Origin of the sequence: Microbacterium telephonicum (genome assembly GCF_003651225.1) — a bacterium.
Taxonomy (GTDB): Bacteria; Actinomycetota; Actinomycetes; order Actinomycetales; family Microbacteriaceae; genus Microbacterium; species Microbacterium telephonicum.
Genome location: NZ_RCDB01000001.1, coordinates 683,376 through 707,264, shown reverse-complemented (window position 1 = coordinate 707,264; position 23,889 = coordinate 683,376). Strand labels below are relative to the sequence as shown.

Annotated in this window: 24 protein-coding genes and 1 tRNA gene; 14 read left to right on the top strand and 11 right to left on the bottom strand. The window is 68.5% G+C overall.

Annotated features, from left to right (window positions below; genetic code table 11):
- Positions 1–33: 33 nt before the first annotated feature.
- Entirely contained in the window at positions 34–420 is a 387-nt protein-coding gene (locus tag C7474_RS03445; RefSeq protein WP_121057534.1) for a DUF1304 domain-containing protein, read from the bottom strand.
- A gap of 70 nt (positions 421–490) precedes the next feature.
- On the opposite strand from C7474_RS03445, the gene C7474_RS03440 reads away from it, so the two are divergent.
- The gene (locus tag C7474_RS03440) at positions 491–1,072 is read left to right on the top strand and encodes a TetR/AcrR family transcriptional regulator (RefSeq protein ID WP_121057533.1); all 582 of its coding nucleotides are present in this window, start codon (positions 491–493) and stop codon (positions 1,070–1,072) included.
- 100 nt (positions 1,073–1,172) lie between these two features.
- Here C7474_RS03440 and C7474_RS03435 read toward each other — a convergent pair whose 3' ends face one another.
- Positions 1,173–1,523 (bottom strand): family 1 glycosylhydrolase, encoded by a 351-nt coding sequence (locus C7474_RS03435; protein WP_338418389.1) that lies wholly within the window; start codon positions 1,521–1,523, stop codon positions 1,173–1,175.
- Between the two features lie 33 nt (positions 1,524–1,556).
- Between C7474_RS03435 and C7474_RS03430 the strand changes: the two genes are divergently transcribed.
- The 3 genes from C7474_RS03430 (at position 1,557) to C7474_RS03420 (ending at position 3,124) form a co-directional block, all read left to right on the top strand.
- Positions 1,557–1,832, top strand: a complete 276-nt coding sequence (locus C7474_RS03430) for a hypothetical protein (protein ID WP_121057531.1) — start codon at positions 1,557–1,559, stop codon at positions 1,830–1,832.
- A 339-nt stretch (positions 1,833–2,171) separates the two neighbouring features.
- Complete coding sequence (locus C7474_RS03425) at positions 2,172–2,441, top strand: hypothetical protein (RefSeq protein WP_121057530.1); 270 nt, start codon at positions 2,172–2,174, stop codon at positions 2,439–2,441.
- 122 nt (positions 2,442–2,563) lie between these two features.
- Complete coding sequence (locus C7474_RS03420) at positions 2,564–3,124, top strand: hypothetical protein (protein ID WP_121057529.1); 561 nt, start codon at positions 2,564–2,566, stop codon at positions 3,122–3,124.
- Between the two features lie 193 nt (positions 3,125–3,317).
- Here C7474_RS03420 and C7474_RS03415 read toward each other — a convergent pair whose 3' ends face one another.
- Together C7474_RS03415 and C7474_RS03410 are read right to left on the bottom strand one after the other, a co-directional pair.
- The gene (locus C7474_RS03415; protein WP_158597296.1) at positions 3,318–5,384 is read right to left on the bottom strand and encodes a KAP family P-loop NTPase fold protein; all 2,067 of its coding nucleotides are present in this window, start codon (positions 5,382–5,384) and stop codon (positions 3,318–3,320) included.
- Between the two features lie 260 nt (positions 5,385–5,644).
- On the bottom strand, positions 5,645–6,490 hold the full coding sequence (locus tag C7474_RS03410; RefSeq protein WP_147436675.1) for a hypothetical protein: 846 nt from the start codon (positions 6,488–6,490) through the stop codon (positions 5,645–5,647).
- Positions 6,491–6,864: 374 nt separating this feature from the next.
- On the opposite strand from C7474_RS03410, the gene C7474_RS03405 reads away from it, so the two are divergent.
- Positions 6,865–7,773, top strand: a complete 909-nt coding sequence (locus tag C7474_RS03405) for a Shedu anti-phage system protein SduA domain-containing protein (RefSeq protein ID WP_147436674.1) — start codon at positions 6,865–6,867, stop codon at positions 7,771–7,773.
- Positions 7,774–7,833: 60 nt separating this feature from the next.
- On the opposite strand, the gene C7474_RS03400 is transcribed toward C7474_RS03405, so the two are convergent.
- The 3 genes from C7474_RS03400 to C7474_RS03390 all read right to left on the bottom strand — a co-directional run bounded on the left by C7474_RS03400 (position 7,834) and on the right by C7474_RS03390 (position 9,314).
- The gene (locus tag C7474_RS03400) at positions 7,834–8,115 is read right to left on the bottom strand and encodes a hypothetical protein (RefSeq protein WP_121057525.1); all 282 of its coding nucleotides are present in this window, start codon (positions 8,113–8,115) and stop codon (positions 7,834–7,836) included.
- Positions 8,116–8,547: 432 nt separating this feature from the next.
- Positions 8,548–8,620, bottom strand: a tRNA-Arg gene (locus C7474_RS03395).
- A gap of 70 nt (positions 8,621–8,690) precedes the next feature.
- Positions 8,691–9,314 (bottom strand): asparagine synthase, encoded by a 624-nt coding sequence (locus C7474_RS03390; RefSeq protein WP_241965079.1) that lies wholly within the window; start codon positions 9,312–9,314, stop codon positions 8,691–8,693.
- Positions 9,315–9,552: 238 nt separating this feature from the next.
- On the opposite strand from C7474_RS03390, the gene C7474_RS03385 reads away from it, so the two are divergent.
- The 3 genes from C7474_RS03385 (at position 9,553) to C7474_RS03375 (ending at position 10,851) form a co-directional block, all read left to right on the top strand.
- Positions 9,553–9,753 carry a hypothetical protein gene (locus C7474_RS03385; RefSeq protein ID WP_121057523.1) on the top strand — a complete coding sequence of 67 codons (201 nt, stop codon included), beginning with the start codon at positions 9,553–9,555 and terminating at the stop codon, positions 9,751–9,753.
- A gap of 163 nt (positions 9,754–9,916) precedes the next feature.
- Positions 9,917–10,327 (top strand): DUF4383 domain-containing protein, encoded by a 411-nt coding sequence (locus C7474_RS03380; protein WP_121057522.1) that lies wholly within the window; start codon positions 9,917–9,919, stop codon positions 10,325–10,327.
- Complete coding sequence (locus C7474_RS03375; protein ID WP_121057521.1) at positions 10,327–10,851, top strand: hypothetical protein; 525 nt, start codon at positions 10,327–10,329, stop codon at positions 10,849–10,851. Before C7474_RS03380 ends, C7474_RS03375 begins: the two co-directional genes overlap by 1 nt.
- Before the next feature lie 68 nt (positions 10,852–10,919).
- Here C7474_RS03375 and C7474_RS03370 read toward each other — a convergent pair whose 3' ends face one another.
- From C7474_RS03370 to C7474_RS03355, 4 genes are all read right to left on the bottom strand, one after another.
- The gene (locus tag C7474_RS03370; protein ID WP_121057520.1) at positions 10,920–11,867 is read right to left on the bottom strand and encodes an aldose 1-epimerase family protein; all 948 of its coding nucleotides are present in this window, start codon (positions 11,865–11,867) and stop codon (positions 10,920–10,922) included.
- The gene (gene araA / locus C7474_RS03365) at positions 11,867–13,369 is read right to left on the bottom strand and encodes an L-arabinose isomerase (RefSeq protein WP_121057519.1); all 1,503 of its coding nucleotides are present in this window, start codon (positions 13,367–13,369) and stop codon (positions 11,867–11,869) included. Before araA ends, C7474_RS03370 begins: the two co-directional genes overlap by 1 nt.
- Positions 13,370–13,426: 57 nt before the next feature.
- Positions 13,427–15,058: a xylulokinase gene (locus C7474_RS03360; RefSeq protein WP_121057518.1), complete on the bottom strand. Its 1,632-nt coding sequence runs from the start codon at positions 15,056–15,058 to the stop codon at positions 13,427–13,429.
- Between the two features lie 74 nt (positions 15,059–15,132).
- Positions 15,133–16,146 (bottom strand): LacI family DNA-binding transcriptional regulator, encoded by a 1,014-nt coding sequence (locus C7474_RS03355; protein WP_121057517.1) that lies wholly within the window; start codon positions 16,144–16,146, stop codon positions 15,133–15,135.
- A 399-nt stretch (positions 16,147–16,545) separates the two neighbouring features.
- Here C7474_RS03355 and C7474_RS03350 point away from each other — a divergent pair, with 399 nt between their 5' ends.
- The 6 genes from C7474_RS03350 to C7474_RS03325 all read left to right on the top strand — a co-directional run bounded on the left by C7474_RS03350 (position 16,546) and on the right by C7474_RS03325 (position 23,845).
- Positions 16,546–17,535, top strand: a complete 990-nt coding sequence (locus C7474_RS03350; RefSeq protein WP_121057516.1) for an ABC transporter substrate-binding protein — start codon at positions 16,546–16,548, stop codon at positions 17,533–17,535.
- Positions 17,536–17,619: 84 nt separating this feature from the next.
- Entirely contained in the window at positions 17,620–19,155 is a 1,536-nt protein-coding gene (locus C7474_RS03345; RefSeq protein ID WP_121057515.1) for a sugar ABC transporter ATP-binding protein, read from the top strand.
- The gene (locus C7474_RS03340; protein ID WP_121057514.1) at positions 19,152–20,237 is read left to right on the top strand and encodes an ABC transporter permease; all 1,086 of its coding nucleotides are present in this window, start codon (positions 19,152–19,154) and stop codon (positions 20,235–20,237) included. The genes C7474_RS03345 and C7474_RS03340 overlap by 4 nt, the downstream gene beginning before the upstream one ends.
- On the top strand, positions 20,234–21,259 hold the full coding sequence (locus C7474_RS03335) for an ABC transporter permease subunit (protein ID WP_121057513.1): 1,026 nt from the start codon (positions 20,234–20,236) through the stop codon (positions 21,257–21,259). Before C7474_RS03340 ends, C7474_RS03335 begins: the two co-directional genes overlap by 4 nt.
- A 58-nt stretch (positions 21,260–21,317) precedes the next feature.
- Entirely contained in the window at positions 21,318–22,835 is a 1,518-nt protein-coding gene (locus C7474_RS03330; RefSeq protein ID WP_121057512.1) for a sugar ABC transporter ATP-binding protein, read from the top strand.
- The gene (locus C7474_RS03325) at positions 22,832–23,845 is read left to right on the top strand and encodes a LacI family DNA-binding transcriptional regulator (RefSeq protein ID WP_121057511.1); all 1,014 of its coding nucleotides are present in this window, start codon (positions 22,832–22,834) and stop codon (positions 23,843–23,845) included. The genes C7474_RS03330 and C7474_RS03325 overlap by 4 nt, the downstream gene beginning before the upstream one ends.
- The last annotated feature ends 44 nt before the right edge of the window (positions 23,846–23,889 follow it).

The following is a 23,889-nucleotide window of genomic DNA, read 5'->3' as shown; positions in this document are numbered from 1 at the left end:
CTTTCTCTCGGGATGGGTGGGGCGGCGGGCTGCTCAGACCAGCAGACCGATGACGGTGGCGGCGACCGCGAGCAGAGGCAGCGTGCCCTGTGTGATCGCGGCGCGACGTTTGTCTCGCGAGGAGAGGAGCAGCACGAGTGCCGCGGCGAGCATGGATCCGGTACCCACGAGAACGAGGGTGAGCCCGACGGCGGGCACGCCGGCGACGGCCACGATGATGCCGATGATCGCGGCGATCGCGAGGAACAGGTTGTAGAAGCCCTGGTTGTACGCGAACGGTCGGGTGGCTTCGATCTCGGCGTCGGGAACACCGAAGGTGCGGCGCGCCTGCGGACCGTCCCAGGCGAGCGACTCTATCCAGAAGATGTAGACGTGAAGCAGTGCGGCGAGTGCCGCGAAGACGAGTCCGAGGACGAACATGAGTGCTCCTGAATTATGTAACGTTCGTTCCAATATATACTGATACGACCATTCCACAAAGGGAGGCATCGTGGGTCGCTCGCGCACATTCGTAGAAGACGACGCGGCGCACGCCGCGCTCGGCGCATTCTGGAGCCTCGGTTACGAGGCGGCCGCCGTCCCCGATCTGGAACGCGCCACCGGGCTCAGCCGCTCCAGCATCTATCACAGCTTCGGGAGCAAGCGCGGGCTGTTCGATGCCGTCGTGAACGCGTACCTCGATGTGATCGTGCGCCCGCGCCTCGCGCCGCTGCGCGACCAGACGGTCTCCCCCCATGCACTCGAGGACTATCTCGCAGGACTGCGCGCCGCGATGGCGACTCCCACCACTCCCCTGGCCGCGCACGGTTGCCTGCTGCTGAACACGGCCACGTCCACGAGCGGTGACGATGCGGCGCTCGTGGACGTCGTGCGCGCCTACCGCGAAGAGCTCAGCTCCGCCATCGCACGCGGAGTCGGTGCTGCCCGGCCGGAGCTCTCCCCGGCGGCGGCCGGGCGTCTGGCGACGGCGTGCACCGCACACGTGGTGGCGGCGATGACGCTCGTCCGCGCCGACAGCGACGGGGCGGTCGCCTTCCTCGACAACGCGCTCGAGCTGCTCCACGAAAGCTGAGAGACGCGCTCACCAGGGCCGCGCGCCGGTCACCCGCGGAGATCCGCGTAGGCCGTCCGGTGGTGGTGTCCGGTGGCGGTCGCACCGGACACCACCATCGTCAGTCCCGAAGGAGGGTGGTGTCGCCGGCGATGAGTCGGCGGTACCAGTCGAAGCTGGCCTTCGGCGTGCGGCCACCGGTGCCGGCGCCGTCGTCGTCCAAGTCGACGTAGATGAGCCCGTAGCGCTTGCTCATCTGCGACGTCGAGGCACTGACGATGTCGATGCCACCCCACGTCGTGTAGCCCCACAGGCCCACGCCGTCGGCGAGTGCCTCGGCGACCTGTTGCAGGTGCAGCCGCAAGTACTCGATCCGGTACGGGTCGTCGATCGATCCGTCTGGTTCTACCCTGTCGCTCGCGCCGAGTCCGTTCTCCACGATGAACAGCGGCACCTGGTACCGCGTCCACAGATCCGTGAGGGTGATCCGAAGACCGATCGGGTTATGGGTGGGATCCAGGTCGGTGAGCGGTTCCGGTTCACCGGCGAGCTCACCGGCAGCCAGTACTGGATGAGCACGGTGACCGGCGACTACGCCGTCAACCTCTCAGCGCTCGGCGGCGCCAACGACCTGCAGGTGTACCTTGCGAACCAGTCGGACGCCGCCGGCTGGACCGACGGCACCCGAGTGGAGATGGTCGTCGAGAACGTCGAGAAGACGATTAACGACGAGACGAGCGGCGGCTTCCTGCAGTTGGTCTCCGCGACTGTCGTCCCGTAATCCGCCGCGCAACCGTAGCGCAACCGTAGCGCAACGGCAGAACGACGATCCTAGAGGTGGGTGTCTTCCGCATCCACTACGCAGATCGAACAGGTGATTCGCCGGGTCGAACGCGTTCGCAAGAACACAGATTTCGCAGACGCACGCGTCGTCGTCGTGGCACTCAATGAAGGCATCGCTAGTGCTGTCAGGGCGCGTACCGCGAGTCGAGCCATCGATGTGATCTCCGACGCTGAAGTCGAGACCTCGCTCTCCGGGGAGTAGTCGCGATCCCTTTGCGGGCATTGCCCGTGTGAGGTGGGGACGCGCGCGCCGACTGGCCGGTGGGACAATGACCGGGTGGATGCTGGCTTGATGATCGCGGTTGCCGTCATCGCAGTTGCGACGGCGAGTCTGGTCGCATTCGCACCGTTCATCCATCGCGATATGCGGAGACGCTGGGAGAAGGACATCGGCGGCGGCCTCGGTTCCGCGCTTGACGCCGTGAGGCGGCCGTCGGCAGAAGACGCGCACGCGCAGTGGGAGGCTCAGATCGAAATGCCGGCTCCTGCGCCGAGCCCCGGCGACAAGGGCCTCGACGACGGACGCATCGTCATCGACCTGAACTGAGTCATCACGATCCTCAAACGGGCACTGCTCGTTTGAGGGGAGTCGCGGGCGGCGTTCCGCCGCGTCCTCCCACCGGGACTCTTCGTTTCTCGACGGTCGGCAAGTCACGGCACACTTGGCCCATGGAGATCGCACTTCTCGTCCTCGAGTATCTGAAGGTTCTCGTGTGGCCCGCCGTCGTTGTGGTCGGCGTCCTGATATTCCGGCGCAGTTTGCGTGCCCTGATCAGCCGCATTCGCAAGGGATCCGGGTGGGGCGTAGCGATCGAGCTCGAGGGTGACGCTGATCAGCTCGCTGCAGAATCGGTCCAATTGCCTGAGCTGAAGGGAAAAGCACAGTCTCAAACTGAGGATCCACTGCAGGGATCGGACCGCGAGAGTCGGCTTGGACGAGTCCTCACAGCCTGGTCAGCAGTGGAGCGAGAAGCCACGGCGCTGGCCGGCAGACTCGGACTGATACCTCGGACAAACTTAGGCGTTCTCTCACGCGAGCTTTTGGCCAAAGATCTGATCTCTGGCGACACCGCGAAGGTAATGAACGGGCTCCAACAATTGAGGAATCGAATCGTCCATACCGCGGATACCGTGGATCTCACAGATGCCACCGTGGAGGACTTCGTCTTGACGAGTCGGAACCTGTCCGGCGTTCTTTCTGCCCTGCAGTCACCGAACCAGGAGGGCTAACTCGCGGAGCCGTCGCGAGGCGCCAGGATCCTGATCCGTAAACGGACATTGCCCGGTTAGGAGATGGCCCGTGAGGTCGCGAGAGCAGTCGATCGCGATCCGTAGGTGGGCTTCACCCGTATGAGGTCCGTCGCGAGCTGGCCTACGCGCGGGCGATCGCGATCCCCATACGTCAGTACGTGCGCAGCTTTTCTTAGGAGTCGTCCGGCCGCCAACCGGCCGCGTACTTTTCTGCGAGCAGCACGAGCGGCGAGTCGCCATCCGAACTCCGGAGCCGACGAATCGCCTCCGTGAGCTTCGTTTCACCGCCGACCACTCTCACCAGACCCTCCCACGCCAATCGATCCTCCTCCCTGACGTGTCGAGAGCCAATGAACTGCGCGCGAGATACCGACCGAGCCGACTGGATCAGAGCTCGAACTTCAGCGGCATCAGTTAGCCCCGGTGCAGAGTACTCGTCTCCGTCGCGTCCCGCGACGAACCACCAGACACGAAACAGGCCCCATTCCTTCTCCGGCTCGGGGGGCGGCGTCGCCTTCACCCTGGCGGCGAGGTCTTCATCGAGTTGTGCCGTGGCCTCCACGGAGATCAGCGCGTTGCTCGGGTCCTCGACGCGCCCGACGCTGCGAATCAGCAGTTCCTGCGATGAGTAGGACCGCACTCCGGCAACTATTTCACGTACCGCATCCTCTCTCGCGGCTTCGTCATCCAGACGTTGGAGGAGACGAATGACGACGCGCGTAACGACGACATCCGCTCGCATGATGTCGAACATGCCTCGGTTGCGGCGCTCCGGCATCTCACTGATCCGGTTGAGCAAGGTTACGGAGGCCGGTACCACCGCCGCTTCGGGGTAGTCCCGCTGGAAGACTTCTAGCCCGGCAATTACTGACTCCAGATCCGGCTTCGGCAACGAGTCCAGATACTCGCCAAGAGCTTCACTGTCCGTGATCCGGTCATACGCGCGCTCGGCGTGCTGAAAGGACGCGAGGTCCGAAGGTAGCGTCCGGCCGAAGTACAGATCCAGATAGCCGATGTACGCGACTCGATGCTCCCGCTTCCACGTATCGATCCAGTCGGGTCCGTACGAGTTGTTCTCAATGTAAGAACGGGCGGCCGGGAAGAGTTGTTTGATGAGTGCTCGCACTAGGCCGTCATCCTTGTCAGCGGCCTTCAGCAGTTCGTCGATCTCCGCCTTGCGCATGGGATCCTGAGTGCGGCCCCACAAGCTCTGGGTCTCGGTCAACGCCAGACGAGACGCGTGCAGCGCCTGGAAGATCTCGGGCCGGAAGACACGCACAGCCTCGAGTGCGAGAAGATCGACTGCCTCGATCTGCTGACCGAGCGCACGAAGAGTCGGTCGGGCGGAGAGTCCAAGTCTCGTGACGTCGCGAAGGCTGCTGATCAAAGGATCGATGATCTCGGCGTAGACGTCCGGCCATATGGCTTCGCTGAAGCGAAGTCCCTCTACGTCCTGTAGAACGGCGTCAAGCCGCTCGAATACCTGCGTGCGAAGGACCTCGGTCGGAATCATGGGCACGTCGAAGCTGAGCTGCAGGATCTTCTCGAGGTAAGCGCGCCCCGGCACGCCGTCCTCGCTGAGCGCTTGTTCAACCCGACGCCGATCAAAGGCCAAGACGTAGATCACATTCGGGAAGCTCGCTGTCAGGCGAACCAGTCTGAAAATATCGCGTATCTCGTTGGTGGTCAGTCGATCGATATCATCGATGACGACGACGACGGGCTTGTCAAGCTTCTTCAGTGCATCGGAGACTGTCTCTCTGAAAGTCCGGCTGCCCTTCTTGCGATCGTTCCACCAGGTGGTCGCAGCCTTGGTCGCCTTGAACGCTCGGTCGAACCAACTGCCGAACCACGGGATTACTGCGAGCGGGCTAAGCACGTCGCCGTACTTGTCGAGTCCCTCCGCGATAGCTCCGAACTTGGTGTGGTCCTTCAGCCTCAGTTCGGCAGCGATCTCTCTGAAGAAGACGTCAGTCAGTTGCTGGTCACCGGAGAAGACCCAAGGATTGAACTCGACTACTGCCAGCTCCGGCGCTTCTGCGAACTCCTCTCGCATCAGGTTGACAAAAGAACTCTTCCCGTGGCCCCACGCGCCGAGAACACCCACGACGACTCCCTGCGAGGAATCTAGGTCTCTGACGGAGCGTGCAAAGTCACGTGCCACCACGGCACGGCCGAGAACATCTTGATCCGACGACGTGATGGGGTGATCGATCGGCAAGGAGTTCGAGGCGCTCATGTTCGACATTCTCTCGGCGTGAGCCCGCGCCGCCACGAAGGCCCTTCGGTGTCGGACCGTTTTCCGCCTGGAAAGGCGTGATCTAAGAGTTCAGCGGTGCCTTTTGTCCCAACTCGCAAACGTGTAATGCAGTTTCCAGCGGACGTCGATTTGCTCGCCTGCGAACCACACAGAGCTCGCTTGCGCGCAAGCGGGTGGCGCTTCGAAGACAGCGCGGCTCGAGATGGCCTCCTCGTTCGGAGTATGCCCGCGACCGACAGTTAGTGCGCAGGCCGAACGACTCCGGTCGTGAACCACTGCACGAGCGTCGCTGCAAGGACCACAGCCGCCCTGGCTTCGTCGAGCGTGGCGTCCGCATAATCCGGTCTCCCATGCCGACTTTCGTGTCCTCGCCAGAGGGTGCGCAGCATCGCCGCGAGGGTCTTCGCGCCGGGCGCCTTGTCGCTGTCGCGAAAGACCAGCGTCCAGTTGGGATCATCGGCTTCGAGTATCGAGAACAGGTTGGCGAGCGTGGGTTCCGGCACCGCGGTACGGATGACGGATAGCGCGGCAGTCTCCGCCGCGACCACCGCGTGGCCGAATGCGACCGATGGGCGGGGGTTCACTCCGTACGCATCTGTCCAGGCTTCCTGAAGTTTGCGTGATGCTACGTCCGTGGCGGTCAGTACACCACCCATCGCTTCTCTCACGCCGGCGGGGACACGTTGGGTGAGGGCGGCGTGATCTCCCACCCGAATCACTGTCCATGCTGAACCGCCACGGCTGAGCACATCTTCGATGGGTAGCGCCTGCGTGCCCTGAGAGATGCGTTGCCTGCTGAGACCGTAGTGAACGAGATTGGTGAACACGCCATCGTCAACCTGCCTCAACTTGGGCAGAATCGTGTCGCGCCACCTGTGGTATCCGCCAGATCTGAATCCGATGTCGGTCTTGGCCGCGTTCTGAAAGTCAACGAAGAAGTCGGCCTTCGCCCAGTCGCTCTCCACTCCTGCCCGCGCAGACAGCCAGGGATAAATGGGCTCACGCAGGTAGACGGGGAATCCCTCTGTCAGCACATCCTCTCGTCCATTCGGGACGACCGGCCTCCACTGCGGCTGTTCACTCACACCCACAGGGTATCGAGCACGCGTGACATGCCCGTCGCGTGGACGGACCGTGCCCGCAGGTGATTGAGTATGAGGCGGCGGCGTGAAGCGCGAATCTCGTCAGGGTAGCGTGGGCCACTTCTTCAGCCAGATGGTGAGCTTGCAACCCAGGGAGCCTCGGGGCCTGAACCGAGCGTCGACACGATTGTCGGCGACGCTTGAGATTCCTGCCAAAACGACGCGTCGCTTTGGCCGGGAACTGGAGCGTCGTCGACACACGATGAGCGGCGAACTCCGATCAAAACGTCGCGCGAGAGCCGGTCCCTCACGGTCATCCCTGAAGCCACGAGCGTGCGTCCTAGCCGGTCATCTGTCCGGCGTTCTAGATTCAACCTGTGAACTTCTCATCTCACTCGGCCGATACGGATCCGTCGCGGCCTCGCGCCCTCGACTGGGCTGAATACGAGCAGCGCGCAATGGCGGAGTGGCGAGCCCTGCTTGCTTCGAGCCCTGCGGAGGAAGCGGTTCAGAAGTGGTTGGAGTTCCACCCGAGCTTCATCCCGGGCGGATCGGGGGACGTTGGCCCTGGCGGTCATCACGGGTCTGAGATGGGAGCAGTGGTGCGGGAAGCGCCATTGCACGGGCTCGGCAAGCAGCGACGTCCCGATTTCATGTGGGTGACAAGATCGTCCGGACTGATTACGCCCATCCTGATCGAGATCGAGAAGCCAGATCGGCGCTGGTTCAAGCGAAGCGGGCGCCCGACCAAGGAATTCTCCGAAGCGTTGGATCAGCTCGCGGACTGGAAGGTCTGGTTCTCGCAGCCGGAGAACCAATCCGGGTTCCGGGAGACATACCTGGGGACAGACAAGTTTCGGGACCGCCCACTAGCCCCGCAGTACGTGCTCATCTATGGCCGTCAATCCGAGTTCGAGAGAGTCACGTCGCCCCACAAGGATCCGGCGCGCCTACGGCAGAAGCGCGACTTCATGCGTCGCGCAGCGGAGAACTTTCGGACGTTCGACTCCCTGCGGCCAGACCCCAAGCTGCGCGACTCCATAACCGTGTCGCAGACGTCTGATGGCCCTACCCTGTGGGCCCTCGCGCCCACGTTCGAGTCCGGGCCTCTGCTAATGGAGACGGCCGAACGACTGCTCGACTTTGAGAGCGGCATCGTCCGTAGCAAGTTCATCGCGCCGGATCGATCCGCCTACCTTGCCACTCGTTGGCAGCATTGGCGCAATGCGGCGGCGGGCGATCGCGCCGCGCAAGCGATGAGTCTGCAGTCTATGGATCGCGAGTGAGGACTCCGCAGAGCGCTGAGCCCAGTTGGTAGGTACATCTGCGCCCGGATGCCGGTCGGCCTACGTGCCGGTCGCCCGACGTAACCGTAGATCGATGTCGTTGAGCTCGTCCTGGATCCTTCTTCTCTCGTACGGCGTGAACCGTCGGACCTGCAAGGCCAGGACGGCGTCGGCAGCGACTGGGCTGAGCTCGAACGTCTCGCAAACCGCGCTGCGCAGCTCGTGCGGATCGCCGGCGACCGTCGAGCAAAGGGCAACGAGCTCTTCGAGTCGCTCCAGCACAGTCATGTGAGCGACGACGATCTCTCGGCGCGCGAGCAAATTCTGTCGGTCATCGGACATGGCATCACCCTATTAGTGGCCGTGACATCAGCAGCGGCCACGATCGTGATCACATGAGCACGCGGGCCGGTCGTGTATCGCGCTCCGAGCCAGGTGAGCTACTCAGTCTGACTCGCCCGCGATCCCAAGTGCCCGTATAGCCCGACCGATCTCATGCCCGATGAGGGCGCGACGATCGCACCTCCCAGGGCATCTGCTCCGCCTCCATCTAGTGCACACATAGGTACACACATGCGCTCTGATTGAGATTTGGTGGGCGGCACGCTCGAGGCCCCGCGCGCCGCGGAATCACGCGGAATTCGAGCGCTCAGACGTAATCAACGCGACCGGAGCCTGGTCAGGCGGAATCAGCCGGCCTCGACGCTCCCCCAGAAACCACGAAAACCCGCGGAATTCCGCGGGTTTTCGATCGTTTACTGTCTCAACACAGTGTGCGCCCGAAGGGACTCGAACCCCTAACCTTCTGATCCGTAGTCAGATGCTCTATCCATTGAGCTACGGGCGCATGACTTCCGCTCTCGCGAAGGCCGGGGATCAGCTTACAACACGCTTCGCCGATACGACGAATCGAGGCCTCACTCGAGCTCCGCGGGGTCGAAGCCGCCGCGCGCCACCTGCACATCGGCGGGCTCGACACCCTCCTCGCGGAGCTCCTGCTGCTTCTGCATGCTGCGCCGCCGCGACCGGAGTCTGGGCAGGTCGACGAGTCGCAGCGCCTGCATCCGCGCGATCCGCATGCGGTCGTAATCGGGGTCGAGGTCGGGGCGCGCCGCCTCGATGCGCAGCACACGGTCGATGTTTCCGGCGACCTCGTGCCACGCGGCATCCCGTGCGTCGGCGATGAGCTTGTGCAGCTCGACGTCGTTCTCGGCGCGCGCCCGCAGCTCCTTCGCGACGTGCAGGCTCTGCTTGTTCCGGCGACGGAGATTGCGCACGTCGCGGCTGCGGTAGTCGTGCGTGCCGCTGGAGTCCGAATACCGGCCGCGTGCGGTCTTACGCTCCCGCTCGGTGCGCTCGGCGTCGTCTTCGGCCTCGGCGGCGAGCGCCAGCAGCGCCTCGCGCGCCTCGGGGACGTACCGCTCCTCGTCGAAGTCCTCCCCCTCGGCGAGGATGTGCACGAGGATCGCGTTCTTCAGCGTGAGTCGGGTCGCGGCGGACGCGATGTACAGCCCCTCCGCGACGACGTCGCGGGTGCGCATGCGTTTGTGCTCCGCCACCGATCCCTCCCCCTCGATCCTAGGCACCGGGATGCCGCGGGATCGACCCGGAGGGCGGAACTTTCCCGAGCTTCACCGGCGGAGGTACACGGCACTCGCGCCGCTGACACTGCTGTCAGACGGCATACGACGTGTCAACCCCGTTCCCGCGCGCGAGAGCGGCGCCTAGCGTGTCAGTGTCAGGCCCCTGGGGGCACGTCCTCACGGAAGGAGAAACGACATGGGATTCCTCGATGACGCGAAGGAAGTCGCCGAGACGACCGGGCGCAAGGTGAAGGAGGCGTTCGAAGACACCGCCGACCGCATCGGCGACAAGGTCGACGAGCACAAGGCCGAGGCGAACGTCAAGAAGGCCGAGGCCGAGCGGGACTCGGTCGAGAAGCGCAACGAGATCAAGGAGGAGCTGCGCGGCGACAAGTGACCCGCACCCTCTGCAGGCGAAGGGCCCCGGGATTCCCGGGGCCCTTCGTGATGCGGCGAGCTCCGGCGCGGATGCCGGAATCGGCATCCGCGCAATCCGATCACGTGATGCCTCCGAACCTCCAGAGACGCGGCACCCGCCGCACGGAACATCGGAGGTTGTCATGCGCAATTCCCCCAACCGCCTCGTGGCCACGATCTTCGGCGCGGTCTACCTGCTCGTCGGGCTGCTCGGCTTCGCCGTGACCGGCGGCGTCGGCTTCATCTCCACCAGCGGCGGCTTGCTGCTCGGCATCTTCGAGGTCAACCCGCTGCACAACGTCGCGCACCTGCTCATCGGCGGCGCGCTGCTGATCGCCGGCCTCGTCTCGGCGCGCGCGGCGAAGGCCGTGAACGTCACCGTTGGTGCGGCCTACCTGCTGCTCGGCGTCGTCGGCTTCTTCCTCGTGGGCACCGCGGCGAACATCCTCGCGCTGAACACGTTCGACCACTTCCTGCACCTGGCCAGCGCCATCGTGCTGCTGGGCGTCGGTGTCGGCGCCGAGCGCGGCGCCGACCGGAGCGCGCTGGCCTGATGGCCGCCGCGCGCTTCACGGGCTCGTGGCCCACGCTCGCCGCGTGGGGCGCGGGCCTGGTGCAGCTCGCACTCGGGGCCGGCGTCATCATGGGCGACGTCGGTCCCGGGCCGCGGGCCGTCGGCGTGGGCCTCGCCACGATCGGTGCGGCGACCCTCGTCGCCGGGGTCGTGTGGCTCGCCCGCGGCGTGCGCCGCCACCGCCTCGCGCTGACCCTCGCGGTCGCCGGCATCCTGGCCATGGCCGCGGCTCTCGCCGTCGACCCCGCCCATGTCAGCGTCGCCGCGCTCGCGGTCGGCGTCGCCCTCGAGATCGCCCTCGCGGTCTCGATCCTCGGGCTGCGTCGCGCGGCACAGCCCCGCCGCACGACGCAGGCTGCTCCACGCCGCGTCGGCGTGAGCGGCCTCCTGGTCGGCGCGGTCGTCGTGGCCGCCGCCGTCACGCCGGCCCTGGCCTCCACGGAGGCCGGTCGACTGGCTCCGGACCACTCGCGCCACACGCTCGAGATCGGGCACCAGCACTGACCTGACAGTGCCGGTGTGGGCGCCGCCGCCCCGACTCGGGGGGAGCCGAGGGCGGCGCCTGTTCCGGATCAGATCGCGCCGATGCGCCAGGATGCCGTCAGCGCCGCCCCCGGCTCCAGCACGCGCAGGCCCGTGTCGTAGGCGTACGTCGCGGCGTTGAACGCGTCGGGACCGCAGGTCATCGGCTCGACGGCGATACCCGCGCGATTGCCGGGCGTCGACGCCCCGCCCGGGAGATCACCGGTGTACACCTGCACCCACGGGCACTCCGGCCCCCACGTCATCTGCACTCCGACGCCCGAGGGGTCGAGCACCCGAACCGTGGCGACCTCGTCGCCGTCGCGCTCGAGCCCCGTGAACGCGTGGTCGATCTGCACGTCGCCGAGCGCACGACGCGCGCGACGGTCGAAGCGGTCGGCTTCATCGGTCACGGCACGCGGCCCGACGGGCACCATCTGCTCCCCGGCGATCTCGAGCACCTGCGCGGCGGGCAGCTCGAATTCCCACTCGTCGAGCGGGGCCGGCCCTGCCACCAGGTACGGATGCGGACCCGTGCCGACGGGGGCGGCATCCGCGCTCTCGTTGGTGAGGGTCACCGACTGCGTGAGACCGTCGTCGGCGAGCGCGTACGTCGTCTCGACGCGGATGCGCCAGGGATAGCCGGTCTGCGGCACGATGACGGCGGCGAGCGTGACACTGGCCGCATCCTGCGCGACGACGTCGTAGTCGAGCCACGACGCCAGCCCGTGCAGCGCGTTGGCACGGCCACCCCCGTCGGTGCGGGGCGTCTCGTATCGCTCACCGGCGAACGTGTACACGCCGTCGACGATGCGGTTGGGCCACGGCGCGAGCGTCGTGCCGCGGAAGCCCGGCCGCACCTCGTCGACGTCGAACCCGAGCACGAGGTCACGGCCGTCGTGACGCAGGGTGCGCAGCGACGCCCCGACCGAGGCGATCTCGGCCGTGTACGCGCCGTACGCGATCGCGTACGGGGTTCCGGATGCCGGGGCCGCCATCACAGCCCCTGCGCGAGACGGTAGTACGCCTGGTTCCAGCGCACCTCGCGCTGGAATCCGCGCACGGTGGTGTCGTCGTCGATGACCAGCAGCTCGATGCCGGCGATCTCGGCGAAGTCCTGGAACACCTCGATGCCGACCGCCGTCGTCATGACGGTGTGGTGCGCGGCCCCGGCGATGAGCCAGCACGCGGCGCTCGTGGCGAAATCGGGGGCGGGCTTCCAGATCGCGCGGCCGACGGGCAGCTTCGGCAGGTCGGGGGCCGTGACGTTCTCGACGACGTTGGCGGTCAGCCGGAAGCGCTCGCGCATGTCGCTCATCGCGACGACGACGGCGGGACCGGGGTCGGCGGTGAAGACGAGGCGCACCGGGTCGGCCTTGCCGCCGATCCCGAGCTCGTGCACCTCCAGCCGCGGCTTCTCGGTCGTGAGCGAGGGCGACACCTCGAGCATGTGGGCGCCGAGGATCTTCTCGTCACCCGCGACGAGGTCGTAGGTGTAGTCCTCCATGAGGCTCGCGCCACCGGGGAGGCCCGCGCCCATGACGTTCGCGACGCGCACGAGGATCGCGGTCTTCCAGTCGCCCTCCGCGCCGAAGCCGTAGCCCTCGGCCATGAGGCGCTGCACGGCGAGTCCGGGCAGCTGCGTCAGCTCGCCGAGGTCTTCGAACGAGGTCGTGAACGCGCCGAAGCCGCCCGCCTCGAGGAACGAGCGCAGGCCCACCTCGATGGCGGCGCCGTCGCGCAGCGACTGATGACGCGCGGCGCCGGGGCGGAGCTCGTCGGCGACGTCGTACTCGTCGAGGTACACCTGCACGAGCGCGTCGATGTCGGCGTCGGACGCCGCGGCGACGGCCTCGGCCAGCTCGTTGACGCCCCACGTGTTCACCTGCACGCCGAGACGCAACTCAGCCTCGGTCTTGTCACCCTCGGTGACCGCGACGTAGCGCATGTTGTCGCCGAAGCGCGCGAGCTTGAGCGTCTTCGCGGCCTGCCAGCCCGCGGCGGCGCGCTGCCACACCTCGATCTGACGCTGCACCTCGGGGTTGGAGACGTGGCCGACGACCGTCTTGCGCGGCACGCCCAGGCGGGTCTGGATGTACCCGAACTCGCGGTCGCCGTGGGCGGCCTGGTTGAGGTTCATGAAGTCGAAGTCGATGTCGGCCCAGGGCAGCTCGACGTTGGCCTGCGTGTGCAGGTGCAGCAGCGGCTTGCGGAGGGCGTCGAGCCCCGCGATCCACATCTTGGCGGGGCTGAAGGTGTGCATCCACGCGACGACGCCGATCACGCTGTCGTCGGCATTGGCGTCGAGGGCCAGGCGGCGGATGGAGCCGGAGTCCTTCAGCACGGGCTTCCACTCGATCGTCACGGGGAGGCCCGCAAGGCCCGCGACGACCTGCTGCGACTGCTCGGCGACCTGGCGCAGCGTCTCCTCGCCGTAGAGGTTCTGGCTGCCGGTCACGAACCAGACGGTGTAGCCGTCCAGGGCGGTGGAGAGGGTCATGATGCTCCTTCTGGGGTGAGAGAGGTGTGAGGAGTTCGGGTGCGCGGCGCGCGCGGGTCAGAGGTGGGCGACGGCGGCGGCTTCGACGGCGAGGCCGGCGCGGTAGCGGTCGAGGTAGGCGGCGAACCCGGCGACGTCCACAGGGTCGGGCTCGGCGACGACCGTCGCGGCATCCGCGAACACCACCTCGTCGAGGTAGTCGGCGAGTCGTTCGCGGCCCGACGCCGCGAAGGCGGCGAGCACGGCGATGCCCCACGCCCCGCCCTCGGATGCCGTGTCGCCGACGGCGACGGGAGCGCCGAGCGCCGCCGCGAGGAAGCGCTGCGCGACGCCCGCGGTGCGGAACATGCCGCCGTGCGCGAACATCAGGTCGAGCTCGACGCCTTCGGCATCCAGCACGCGCATGCCGAGGGCGAGCGTGCCGAACACGCCGTACAGCTGGGCGCGCATGACGTTCGCGAGCGTGAACGCGCTGTCGGGCGTGCGCACGAACAGCGGCCGCCCCTCGGCGAGGCCCGCGATGGGCTCCCCCGCGAGGTGGTTGAAAGCGAGCAGGCCGCCGGCGTCGGCGTCGCCGGCGAGGGCCTCGCGGAAGAGCACGTCGAACACGGCGTCGCTGTCGACGTCGGCATCCGCTCCGGCATCCGCGCCGGGTGCGGACAGCGCCGCGAACCGCGTGAACATGCCCGCCCAGGCGGCCAGCTCGCTCGCGCCGTTGTTGCAGTGCACCATCGCGACCGGGTCGCCCACCGGGGTGGTCACGAGGTCGAGCTCGTGGTGGGTGTGCTGCAGGGGTCGCTCGAGCACGACCATCGCGAAGATGCTCGTGCCGGCGCTGACGTTGCCCGTACGCGGCGCGACGGCGTTCGTCGCCACCATGCCGGTGCCCGCGTCTCCCTCGGGCGGGCAGAGCGGGATGCCGGGCTCGAGCGCACCGCTCGGGTCGAGGAGCGCCGCCCCCTCCGGGGTGAGCGCGCCGGCGTCGACGCCCGCCGGGAGGACTTCGGGCAGCAGGGCGCGCAGCGGCGGGATGACGCCCGGCGCGAGGGCGTCGAACCGGGCGAGGAGGGCCTCGTCGTAGTCGACGGCGTGCGCGTCGATCGGGAACATGCCCGATGCGTCGCCGACGCCGAGCACGCGACGGCCGGTGAGCTGGGCGTGCACGTAGCCGGCGAGGGTCGTCACGTGCGCGAGCCGCGCGACGTGGGGCTCGGCGTCGAGCACGGCCTGGCGGATGTGCGCGACCGACCAGCGCAGCGGGATGTTCACGCCGAGCAGCTCGCTCAGCTCGGCCGCCGCGGCCCCCGTGTCGGTGTTGCGCCATGTGCGGAAGGGCACGAGCAGCGCCCCCGCGTCGTCGAAGGCGAGGTAGCCGTGCATCATCGCGGAGACGCCGATGGCCTGGAAGGTCGAGGGCGAGACGCCGTGACGCGCCCGCGCGTCGCCGACGAGGTCGGCGTAGGCGGCCCGCAGGCCCGACCAGACGGCATCCAGCGAGTAGGTCCACCGCTTGTCGACGTACTCGTTCTCCCACGCATGGGAGCCCACGGCCAGGACGACGGTGGGGTCGTCGGCATCCACGAGGCAGGCTTTGATGCGCGTCGACCCGAGCTCGATGCCGAGGGTGGTGCGACCGGTGCGGATCTGCTCGGCAGCGGCGTGCGCGGGGTGGGCCACGGATTCCTCCATTGGTTCTCGTGCCTGGCTGGTCACGTCATGTTACCGGTAACAGTCGCGACGCGCGACCCCGGTGGGGTGCGGCGTCACGGCGCCGATGACGGCGCGGGCGGCGCGGCGGTCGACGCGCGGGCGACGAGGGTCGCGGGCGCCATCGCGGCGGCCTCCGCGTCACCGATCAGGGCGGCGATGCAGGCGCGCGCCTCCCCCGCGACATCGACGCGCACGGTCGTGAGCGCGGGGCGGTAGTAGGCGGCATCCGGGTTGTCGTCGAAGCCCGTGACGCTGACGTCGTCGGGCACGCGGATGCCGGCGGCGCGCAGCCCCGCGACGAGCCCGAGCGCCATCTGATCGTTGGCCACGACGATCGCGGTCGGCCCGCCGGGCGCGCGGACCGCCGCGGCGATCTCCGGGGCGAGGCGAGCGCCGGCCGCCGCCGACCAGTCGCCCTCCCAGCGGGGCCCGGCGGCGTGATGCTCGGCGAGCGCGGCCTCGACCCCCTGTCCGCGGAGCATCGCCTCCTGCCACTGCGCGGGTCCGGCGAGATGGGCGATGCGGCGGTGGCCGAGGTCGGCGAGGTGCGCGACGGCGAGCGCCGCGGCATCCTGCTGCGCGCCCTCGCCCGTCGCGGCGTGGAGCGTCACCACCGGGAGCCCGCGCGCGATCTCGCGGATGCGCGGCAGCGTCGCGGTGTGCGGCGCGACCACGACGATGCCGTCGACCCCCTGCGCGAGCAGGTGCCGCGCGGCGTCGTCGACCTCGTCAGGGCGGGAGGCGTCGATGTGCGCGGTCGAGATCCAGCGCCCCGCGGCGCGTGCCGCCGCCTCGAGCGCGGCGATGCCGACGGCGGGCCCGAAGAGACCGGAGTCGCTCGCGATGACGCCGATCGTGCGGGTCGTCGCCGTGCCGAGTGCGCGGGCGGCGTTGTTGACGACGTAGCCGAGGTCGGCGATCGACTGCAGCACGCGCTCACGCGTCTCGGCGCGCACGTGGGGGTGCGCGTTGAGCACGCGCGACACCGTCTGCGACGACACCCCGGCATGGGCGGCGACCTCTCGGACGCCGATGCGGGACTCGGCACTGCGCGCATCCTGGCTCATGCGACCTCCGCAGTCAGGCTAGCGGCCGGCGGCTCGGTCGGTGGCACCACCGGTGGCACCGGTCACATCCGAGGGGCGTCGACCCGTGCGGCATCCATCGGTCGGATCGGCGGTGCGGGTGTCGACCGCCGGGGCACGGGAGTTGACACGGGCACCGCCGATCCGACGGATGGTGCACGGAGCGGCGGCGAGACCGCGGGGCCGGGCCGGCGGCGCGGCACCGGCGCCGCGCAATGTGAGGCTTCACATTGCCGACCGCTGTTACGCAACTGTTATCGGCTTTTCCTTGCGTCGGCGGCGAATGTGAAGGCTAACATTCCACCATCAGATGGCGCGGACGCCGTCTGCCAGGACAGCACCGACGCCGTTCGTCGGTACTCGAACAAGGAGGTTTGGGGAATGAAAAGGAAGATGCTCGCCGGAATGGCGATTCTGAGCGCGCTCGCCCTCGCGGCGACGGGATGCTCGAGCAGCGGGGGCGACGCCGGCAGCGGCGGCGACTCCGGCAGCGGCGACACCATCACGGTCGGCTTCGCCCAGACCGGGTCCGAGTCGGGCTGGCGCTCGGCCAACACGGAGTCGATGAAGGAGGCGTTCTCGGCCGAGAACGGCTTCGATCTCGTCTTCAACGCCGCCGACAACGACACGGCGGCACAGATCGCCGCGGTCCGCGACTTCATCAACCAGGGCGTCGACGCCATCGTCCTCGCCCCGATCGTCGAGGACGGGTGGGACGACGTGCTCCAGGAGGCGGCGGATGCCGGCATCCCCGTCATCCTCGAAGACCGCACGGTGAGCGCCTCGGACGACCTGTACGCGTCGTGGGTCGGTCTCGACTTCGAGAAGGAGGGCGAGATGGCCGGCGCCTGGGCCGCCGAGCAGTACGGCGCCGAGGACACCAAGATGGTCGTACTGGAGGGCACCACCGGCTCCGCGCCCGCGAACGACCGCGCCGCGGGCTTCGACGCCGCGATCGAGGGCACCTCGATCGAGAAGATCGACTCGCAGACCGGCGACTTCACGCGCGACGGCGGCAAGACCGTCATGGAGGGCTTCCTCCAGAAGTACGGCGCCGACGGCATCGACCTCGTCTACGCGCACAACGACGACATGGCGCTCGGCGCCATCGAGGCGATCGAGGCGGCGGGCGCCGTCCCGGGCGAAGACATCAAGATCATCTCGATCGACGCCGTCAAGGACGGCATGCAGGCCCTCGTCGACGGGAAGATCAACTTCATCGTCGAGTGCAACCCGCTGCTGGGCGAGCTCGCGGCCGGGCTCGTGAAGGACGTGCTCGCCGGCGAGGACGTCGAGAAGGAGGTCTACGTGGAGGACGCGTCCTTCACGCAGGAGCAGGCGGCCGAGGTCATCGACGACCGCGCGTACTGAGCGGCCCGACCCCTCTCCGTCGCGGGCATCCGCGGGCTCCGGCCTGCGGATGCCCGTGACACACTTCGAAAGGCAAGGTCACCGATGACCACCTCCTCCGACGCGGCACCCGTCGTGCAGATGACCGGCATCACGATCAGGTTCCCCGGCGTCCTGGCGCTCGACGGCGTCGACTTCACCCTCCGCCCCGGCGAGGTCCACTCCCTGATGGGGGAGAACGGCGCCGGCAAGTCCACGCTCATCAAGGCGCTCACCGGCGTGTACCGGATCGACGGCGGGACGATCACCGTCGAAGGCGTCGCACGCGAGTTCCACTCGGCGGCGGATGCGCAGAGCGCGGGGATTTCGACCGTGTACCAGGAGGTCAACCTCTGCGCCAACCTCTCGGTGGGCGAGAACGTCATGCTCGGCCACGAGCCGCGGCGCGGCGGCACGATCGACTGGAGGGCAGCGCACGCGCGCGCCGCGACGTTCCTCGCGAGCCTGGGCGTCGACATCGACACACGCTCCACGCTGGGCTCCCACTCGATCGCGGTGCAGCAGCTCGTCGCGATCGGCCGGGCCATGGTGCTCGACGCGAAGGTGCTCATCCTCGACGAACCCACCTCGAGCCTCGACCGCGGCGAGGTCGAGCGGCTCTTCGCGGTGATCCGCGAGCTGCGGGACTCCGGCGTCGCCATCCTCTTCGTCAGCCACTTCCTCGACCAGATCTACGAGATCTCGGACCGCATCACGGTGCTCCGCAACGGCAGACTGATCGGCGAGCACCTCGCCTCCCGCCTGCCCCGCGGTGAGCTGGTCTCCCTCATGGTCGGACGGGAACTCGACGACCTCGCGGCGATCTCCTCCGCCGCCGCGCGCCCCATCGACCGATCCGGCACTCCGCTCCTGCGCGCGACCGGCGTCGGCCGCCGCGGCGTGCTCGAGCCGACGGACCTCGACGTGTACGCGGGCGAGGTCGTCGGCATCGCAGGCCTGCTGGGCTCAGGCCGAACCGAGCTCGTGCGCCTCCTGTACGGCGCCGACCGCGCCGACACCGGCACGATCGAGGTCGACGGCAGCGCGACGCGCATGAGCTCCCCCCGCAGTGCGATCGATCAGCGCATCGCGTTCTCGTCCGAGAACCGGCGCGCCGAGGGCATCATCGCCGACCTCACCGTGGCCGAGAACATCATCCTCGGCATCCAGGCCCAGCGCGGGGCGGTGCGCAAAGTGCCCCGGAGCGAACAGGATGCCATCGTGACCGAATACATCGAGGCGCTCGGCGTGCGGCCGGCGAATCCCGACGCGCTGGCCGGGAACCTCTCCGGCGGCAACCAGCAGAAGGTGCTGCTGGCGCGTTGGCTCGCGACCGCCCCTCGGCTGCTGATCCTCGACGAGCCGACGCGCGGCATCGACGTCGGCGCGAAGGCCGACATCCAGCGCAAGGTCGCCGAGCTCTCGGCCGAGGGACTCTCGGTCGTGTTCATCTCGTCGGAGCTCGAGGAGGTGCTGCGCATCGCCCAGCGCGTCGCGATCATGCGGGACCGCGCCGGCATCGGCGAACTCGACACGGACGACGTCGGCCTCGACGACCTCATCGCCTACATCGCCCACACCTCGAAGGAGGACGCGGCATGACCCGCATCACCGGGCACCGGCTGTTCTGGCCGGTCGTCGCCCTGCTCGCGCTCATCGTCATCAACACGATCGCCCGTCCACAGTTCATCGTCGTGACGGTGCGCGACGGTCAGCTCTACGGCGCGCTGATCGACGTCCTCCGCAACAGCGCCCCTCTCATGCTGGTCGCCCTCGGCATGACCGTCGTGATCGCAACGCGGGGGATCGACCTCTCCGTCGGCGCGATCATGGCGGTCGCCGGGGCCGTCGCCCTGACGATCATCGACGCCTCCCCCGATCCCGGCAGCCTCGGCACCGTGCTCGTCGCCGTGGTCGCGGCCCTGGCGATCTCGCTCGCGCTGGGCGCGTGGAACGGCCTGCTCGTCTCGACGTTCGGCATCCAGCCGATCATCGCCACCCTCGTGCTGATGCTCGCCGGCCGCGGCGTCGCCCTCCTCATCACCGAGGGCTTCATCACGACCGTCAACAGCGCGCCCTACTCCTACATCGCGACCGGCTACCTCTTCGTCGTCCCGTTCGCGTTCGTGATCTCGCTCGTCGCCATCCTGACGATCGCCCTCGTCGAACGCCGCACCGCCCTGGGCATGCTGACCGAGGCGGTCGGCATCAACCCCGAGGCCAGCCGGCTCGCGGGAGTCCGCGCTCGCGGCATCATCTTCGGCGCCTATGCCCTCAGCGGCATCCTCGCGGGCATGGCGGGGATCATCTACAGCTCGAACATCCGCGCCGCCGACGCGAACGCCGCCGGCCAGTTCATCGAGCTCTACGCGATCCTCGCGGTCGTGCTCGGCGGGACCTCCCTCATGGGAGGCAATTTCACGATCGCAGGCACCGTCGTCGGCGTCCTCACCATTCAGACCCTGGAGTCGACCATCCTGTTCCTCGGTGTCCCGTCGGCCCAGAGCCCCGTCTTCTTCGCCGTCGTCGTCATCGTCGTCGTGCTCGTCCAGTCGCCGCAGCTGCACGCGTGGGCGCGCCGCACCCTGAGGAGGCGGCGCGGGCCCGGCGACCCCGGTGCGGGACCCGGCGGGAGACCCGCGGCGGCGTCGACTCCTGCCGTCCGGAACGAGGTGGCGTCATGACCCTCGGCGTCGACACTCCCCCCACGAGCCGAGGTGTCACGCTCGGCGCGCGCTACAGCACCTTCCTCACGCGACGCGCCTCGCTGCTGCCGACGCTCGCCGCCGTCCTCATCCTCGTCGTCCTGCTCATCGCCGCGCAGGCCCGGTTCGATCGGTTCCTGACGCCCGGCAACCTGTCGGCACTGCTGCTCGACAACGCCTACCTCGTCGTCCTCGCCGTGGGCATGACGTTCGTGATCCTCACGGGCGGGATCGACCTGTCGGTCGGCTCCGTCATGGCCTTCACCGGCATCCTCGGCGCGAGCATGCTCTCGCAGGGCTATCCCTCGTGGCTCGTGATCCCGATCATGCTGGTCGGCGGCGGCCTCATCGGCCTGCTGATCGGCGTGCTGGTGCAGAACTTCGGCGTGCAGCCCTTCATCGCATCGCTGGCGGGACTGTTCCTCGCGCGGGGACTCGCGTTCGTCGTGAGCCTGTCCTCCATCCGCGTCGACGACCCCGTCGTGCTGTGGCTGCAGCGCACGCGCATCCGCATCGGCGACTGGTACCTCACTCCGACGGGCATCATCGCCCTCCTCGTCGTGGCGATCGCCTTCTACGTCCTGCATTGGACGCGGTTCGGACGCACGGTCTACGCCATCGGCGGCAACGAGCAGTCGGCACGGCTCATGGGCCTGTCCGTCGCGCGCACGAAGATCGCGGTGTACGTCATCAGCGGCGTGTGCGGCGGTCTCGCCGGCCTGCTCCTGACGGCCTACTCCGGGGCCGGCTATCCCCGCAACGGCATCGGCACCGAACTCGACGCGATCGCGGCCGTCGTGATCGGCGGCACCCTGCTCGTGGGCGGCACCGGGTACGTGCTCGGCTCGCTCATCGGCGTGCTCGTGTACGGCGTGATCAAGAAGATCATCTCGTTCATGGGCGCCGAGCAGTCCTGGACGCAGATCATCATCGGAGGGCTGCTGCTGCTGTTCATCGTCATCCAGCGGATCATCGTCGCCCGATCGGCCTCGCGAAGGTGATGCGACGCGGGGCCGCGGCGCACGCGGTCCGGCGCATCGTGCACGGGATAATGACCTGATGGACCACGGGGCGGTGTTGGAGGTCACCGGCGCGACCGTGCGCTTCGGCGCCGAGCTGGCCCTCGACGACGTCTCCCTGCGCATCTACCGCGGCGAGGTGCACTCGCTCATGGGCGAGAACGGCGCCGGGAAGTCGACGCTCATCAAGGCGATCACCGGTGCGCTCCCTCTCGATGCCGGAGTGATCCGGCTCGACGGCGACGCGACGCGCTTCCGCTCACCGCACGACGCCCAGCGCGCCGGCATCAGCGCGGTCTACCAGGAGATCGACCTGCTGCCGAACCTCTCCGTCGCCGAGAACATCTGGCTGGGTCGTGAGCCGCGCGTGCACGGGCGGATCGACTGGCGCCGTATGCGGGCGGAGTCCCGCGACATCCTGGCCGCGCTCGGCATCGACGTCGACCCGCAGTCGGTGCTCGCCGGACACTCGCTGGCCGTGCAGCAGCTCGTCGCCATCGCGCGCGCGATCGCGGTCGACGTGCGCGTGCTCGTCCTCGACGAGCCCACGTCGAGCCTCGACCTCGACGAGGTCGCCGAGCTGTTCCGCGTCATGCGCGAGCTGACCCAGCGCGGGGTCGCGATCGTCTTCATCTCGCACTTCCTCGATCAGGTCTACGAGATCTGCGACCGCATCACGGTGCTCCGCGGCGGGCGGTTCGTCGGCGAGTTCGTCCCTTCCGAGCTGCTGCGGGTCGACCTCGTGCAGAAGATGCTCGGTCGTGCGGCGGCCGACGTCGAGACGATCGATCGCGGCGAGCGCCTCCCCGAACCGGCGTCGACCGTCCTCCGTGCGACGGGCGTGAGCGTGGGGAGCCGGCTCGTCGACGCGGATGCCGCTCTCGAAGAGGGCGAAGTGCTCGGCGTCGCGGGGCTGCTCGGCTCCGGCCGCTCGGAGTTCGCCCGCGCGATCACGGGCGTCGACCCGCCGGATAACGGCACTCTCACGGTCGACGACGTCCCCGTCGTGCTCGGAAGCCCGCGGTCGGCGATCCGCAGGGGCCTCGTCTACTCCTCGGAGAACCGTCGCACCGAGGGGATCATCGGCGACCTCAGCGTCGCCGACAACATCACCCTCGCGCTCCAGGCGGATCGCGGCGTCCTCCGCCGGATCACCGGAGCGCAGCGTCGCGAGCTCGCGACGAGCTGGATCGAGGCGCTCGACATCCGGCCCGCCGACCCCGAGCGGCTCGCCCGCACCCTCTCCGGCGGAAACCAGCAGAAGGTGCTCCTCGCGCGCCTGCTCGCCCTGTCGCCGCGGGTGCTCGTCCTCGACGAGCCCACCCGCGGAATCGACATCGGCGCGAAGGTCGAGATCCAGCGGCTGGTCGGCGAGCTCGCCGACAACGGCCTGTCTGTCGTCTTCATCTCCGCAGAGCTCGAAGAGGTGCTGCGTGTCTCGGACCGGGTCGCGGTCGTGCGGGCCGGCCGGATCGCCGACACTCTCCCCGCGGGAGCGCTCACGGTCGACTCCCTGCTCGCGCTCGTCGCCCAGCCGGACGAGGAGGCCCCCTCGTGAGCGAGGATCGCGGGGCGAAGTCCGCGAACATCTTCGACGTCGCCCGGCTCGCCGGCGTGTCGCACCAGACCGTCTCCCGCGTGCTCAACGACCTGCCGAACGTCCGCCCCGCCACGCGCGCCCGCGTCGAGCAGGCGATCGCCCAGCTGCGGTACAGCCCCTCCCCCGCCGCCCGCGCACTGGTGACGCGGCGCACGCGGACGATCGGTCTCGTCACTCCGGGCGTCCCCGACTACGGTCCGAGCTCGATCGCGAACCACTTCAACGTCGCGGCCCGCGCGGAGCGCTACTCGGTCGACACCGTCAGCACCGCCGAATCGGATGCCGGGAGCATCCGCACGGCGATCGAGGGGCTGCTGCGGCAGCGGGTCGACGCCATCGTCCTGATCGTCGTCGACATCGGCATCCTCGAGGTCGTGCGCGGTCTCGATCTCAGCGTTCCGCTGGTGGCGGCCGCCGCGACGCAGCGCCGGCATCCGACGCTCGTCTCGATCGACCAGTACCGGGGGGCGCGGGCCGCCGTACGCCACCTCGTCGAGCTGGGGCACACCCGGGTGCTGCATCTGGCGGGACCGCCGCGCAACCCCGACGCCCTGGAGCGCGCGCGGGGGTGGCGTGACGAGCTCGCCGCACATCGCCTCGAGATCGTGCAGCCGGAGCACGGCGACTGGTCGGCCGCGAGCGGATACGACCTGGGCTCGCGTCTGCCGATCACACCGGGGACGGGCCTGTTCGTGGCGAACGACCACATGTCGATCGGGGTGCTGTCGGCGCTGCGGGCGCGCGGGCTCGAGGTCCCCCGCGATGTGAGCATCGTCGGGTTCGACGACGTGCCCGAGGCGGCGTACCTGCTGCCGCCCCTGACGACCGTGCGGCAGGACTTCCAGGCGCTCGGCGAGCTGGTCATGCAGAAGGTCCTGCTCGCGGTCGAGGAGCCCGACTCGCTCACGGACTCGGTGCCCCTGCCCACGCACCTCATCCTGCGGGAGTCGACCGCGGCGCCGCGCTGAGCGAGGACACGGCTCACCCGCGCGCGGCCCCGGCGCCTCCCCCG

Bases quoted from the DNA above. Each gene is read 5' to 3' on its own strand.
- C7474_RS03345 (WP_121057515.1), top strand. From the start codon at position 17,620: ATGACCACCTCCTCCGACGCGGCACCCGTCGTGCAGATGACCGGCATC.
- C7474_RS03445 (WP_121057534.1), bottom strand. From the start codon at position 420: ATGTTCGTCCTCGGACTCGTCTTCGCGGCACTCGCCGCACTGCTTCAC.
- C7474_RS03420 (WP_121057529.1), top strand. From the start codon at position 2,564: ATGGAGATCGCACTTCTCGTCCTCGAGTATCTGAAGGTTCTCGTGTGG.
- C7474_RS03330 (WP_121057512.1), top strand. From the start codon at position 21,318: ATGGACCACGGGGCGGTGTTGGAGGTCACCGGCGCGACCGTGCGCTTC.
- C7474_RS03385 (WP_121057523.1), top strand. From the start codon at position 9,553: ATGGGATTCCTCGATGACGCGAAGGAAGTCGCCGAGACGACCGGGCGC.
- C7474_RS03380 (WP_121057522.1), top strand. From the start codon at position 9,917: ATGCGCAATTCCCCCAACCGCCTCGTGGCCACGATCTTCGGCGCGGTC.
- C7474_RS03355 (WP_121057517.1), bottom strand. From the start codon at position 16,146: ATGAGCCAGGATGCGCGCAGTGCCGAGTCCCGCATCGGCGTCCGAGAG.
- C7474_RS03335 (WP_121057513.1), top strand. From the start codon at position 20,234: ATGACCCTCGGCGTCGACACTCCCCCCACGAGCCGAGGTGTCACGCTC.
- C7474_RS03370 (WP_121057520.1), bottom strand. From the start codon at position 11,867: ATGGCGGCCCCGGCATCCGGAACCCCGTACGCGATCGCGTACGGCGCG.
- araA (WP_121057519.1), bottom strand. From the start codon at position 13,369: ATGACCCTCTCCACCGCCCTGGACGGCTACACCGTCTGGTTCGTGACC.
- C7474_RS03400 (WP_121057525.1), bottom strand. From the start codon at position 8,115: ATGTCCGATGACCGACAGAATTTGCTCGCGCGCCGAGAGATCGTCGTC.
- C7474_RS03360 (WP_121057518.1), bottom strand. From the start codon at position 15,058: ATGGAGGAATCCGTGGCCCACCCCGCGCACGCCGCTGCCGAGCAGATC.
- C7474_RS03430 (WP_121057531.1), top strand. From the start codon at position 1,557: ATGGGTGGGATCCAGGTCGGTGAGCGGTTCCGGTTCACCGGCGAGCTC.
- C7474_RS03375 (WP_121057521.1), top strand. From the start codon at position 10,327: ATGGCCGCCGCGCGCTTCACGGGCTCGTGGCCCACGCTCGCCGCGTGG.
- C7474_RS03415 (WP_158597296.1), bottom strand. From the start codon at position 5,384: ATGAGCGCCTCGAACTCCTTGCCGATCGATCACCCCATCACGTCGTCG.
- C7474_RS03390 (WP_241965079.1), bottom strand. From the start codon at position 9,314: ATGCGCACCCGCGACGTCGTCGCGGAGGGGCTGTACATCGCGTCCGCC.
- C7474_RS03340 (WP_121057514.1), top strand. From the start codon at position 19,152: ATGACCCGCATCACCGGGCACCGGCTGTTCTGGCCGGTCGTCGCCCTG.
- C7474_RS03350 (WP_121057516.1), top strand. From the start codon at position 16,546: ATGAAAAGGAAGATGCTCGCCGGAATGGCGATTCTGAGCGCGCTCGCC.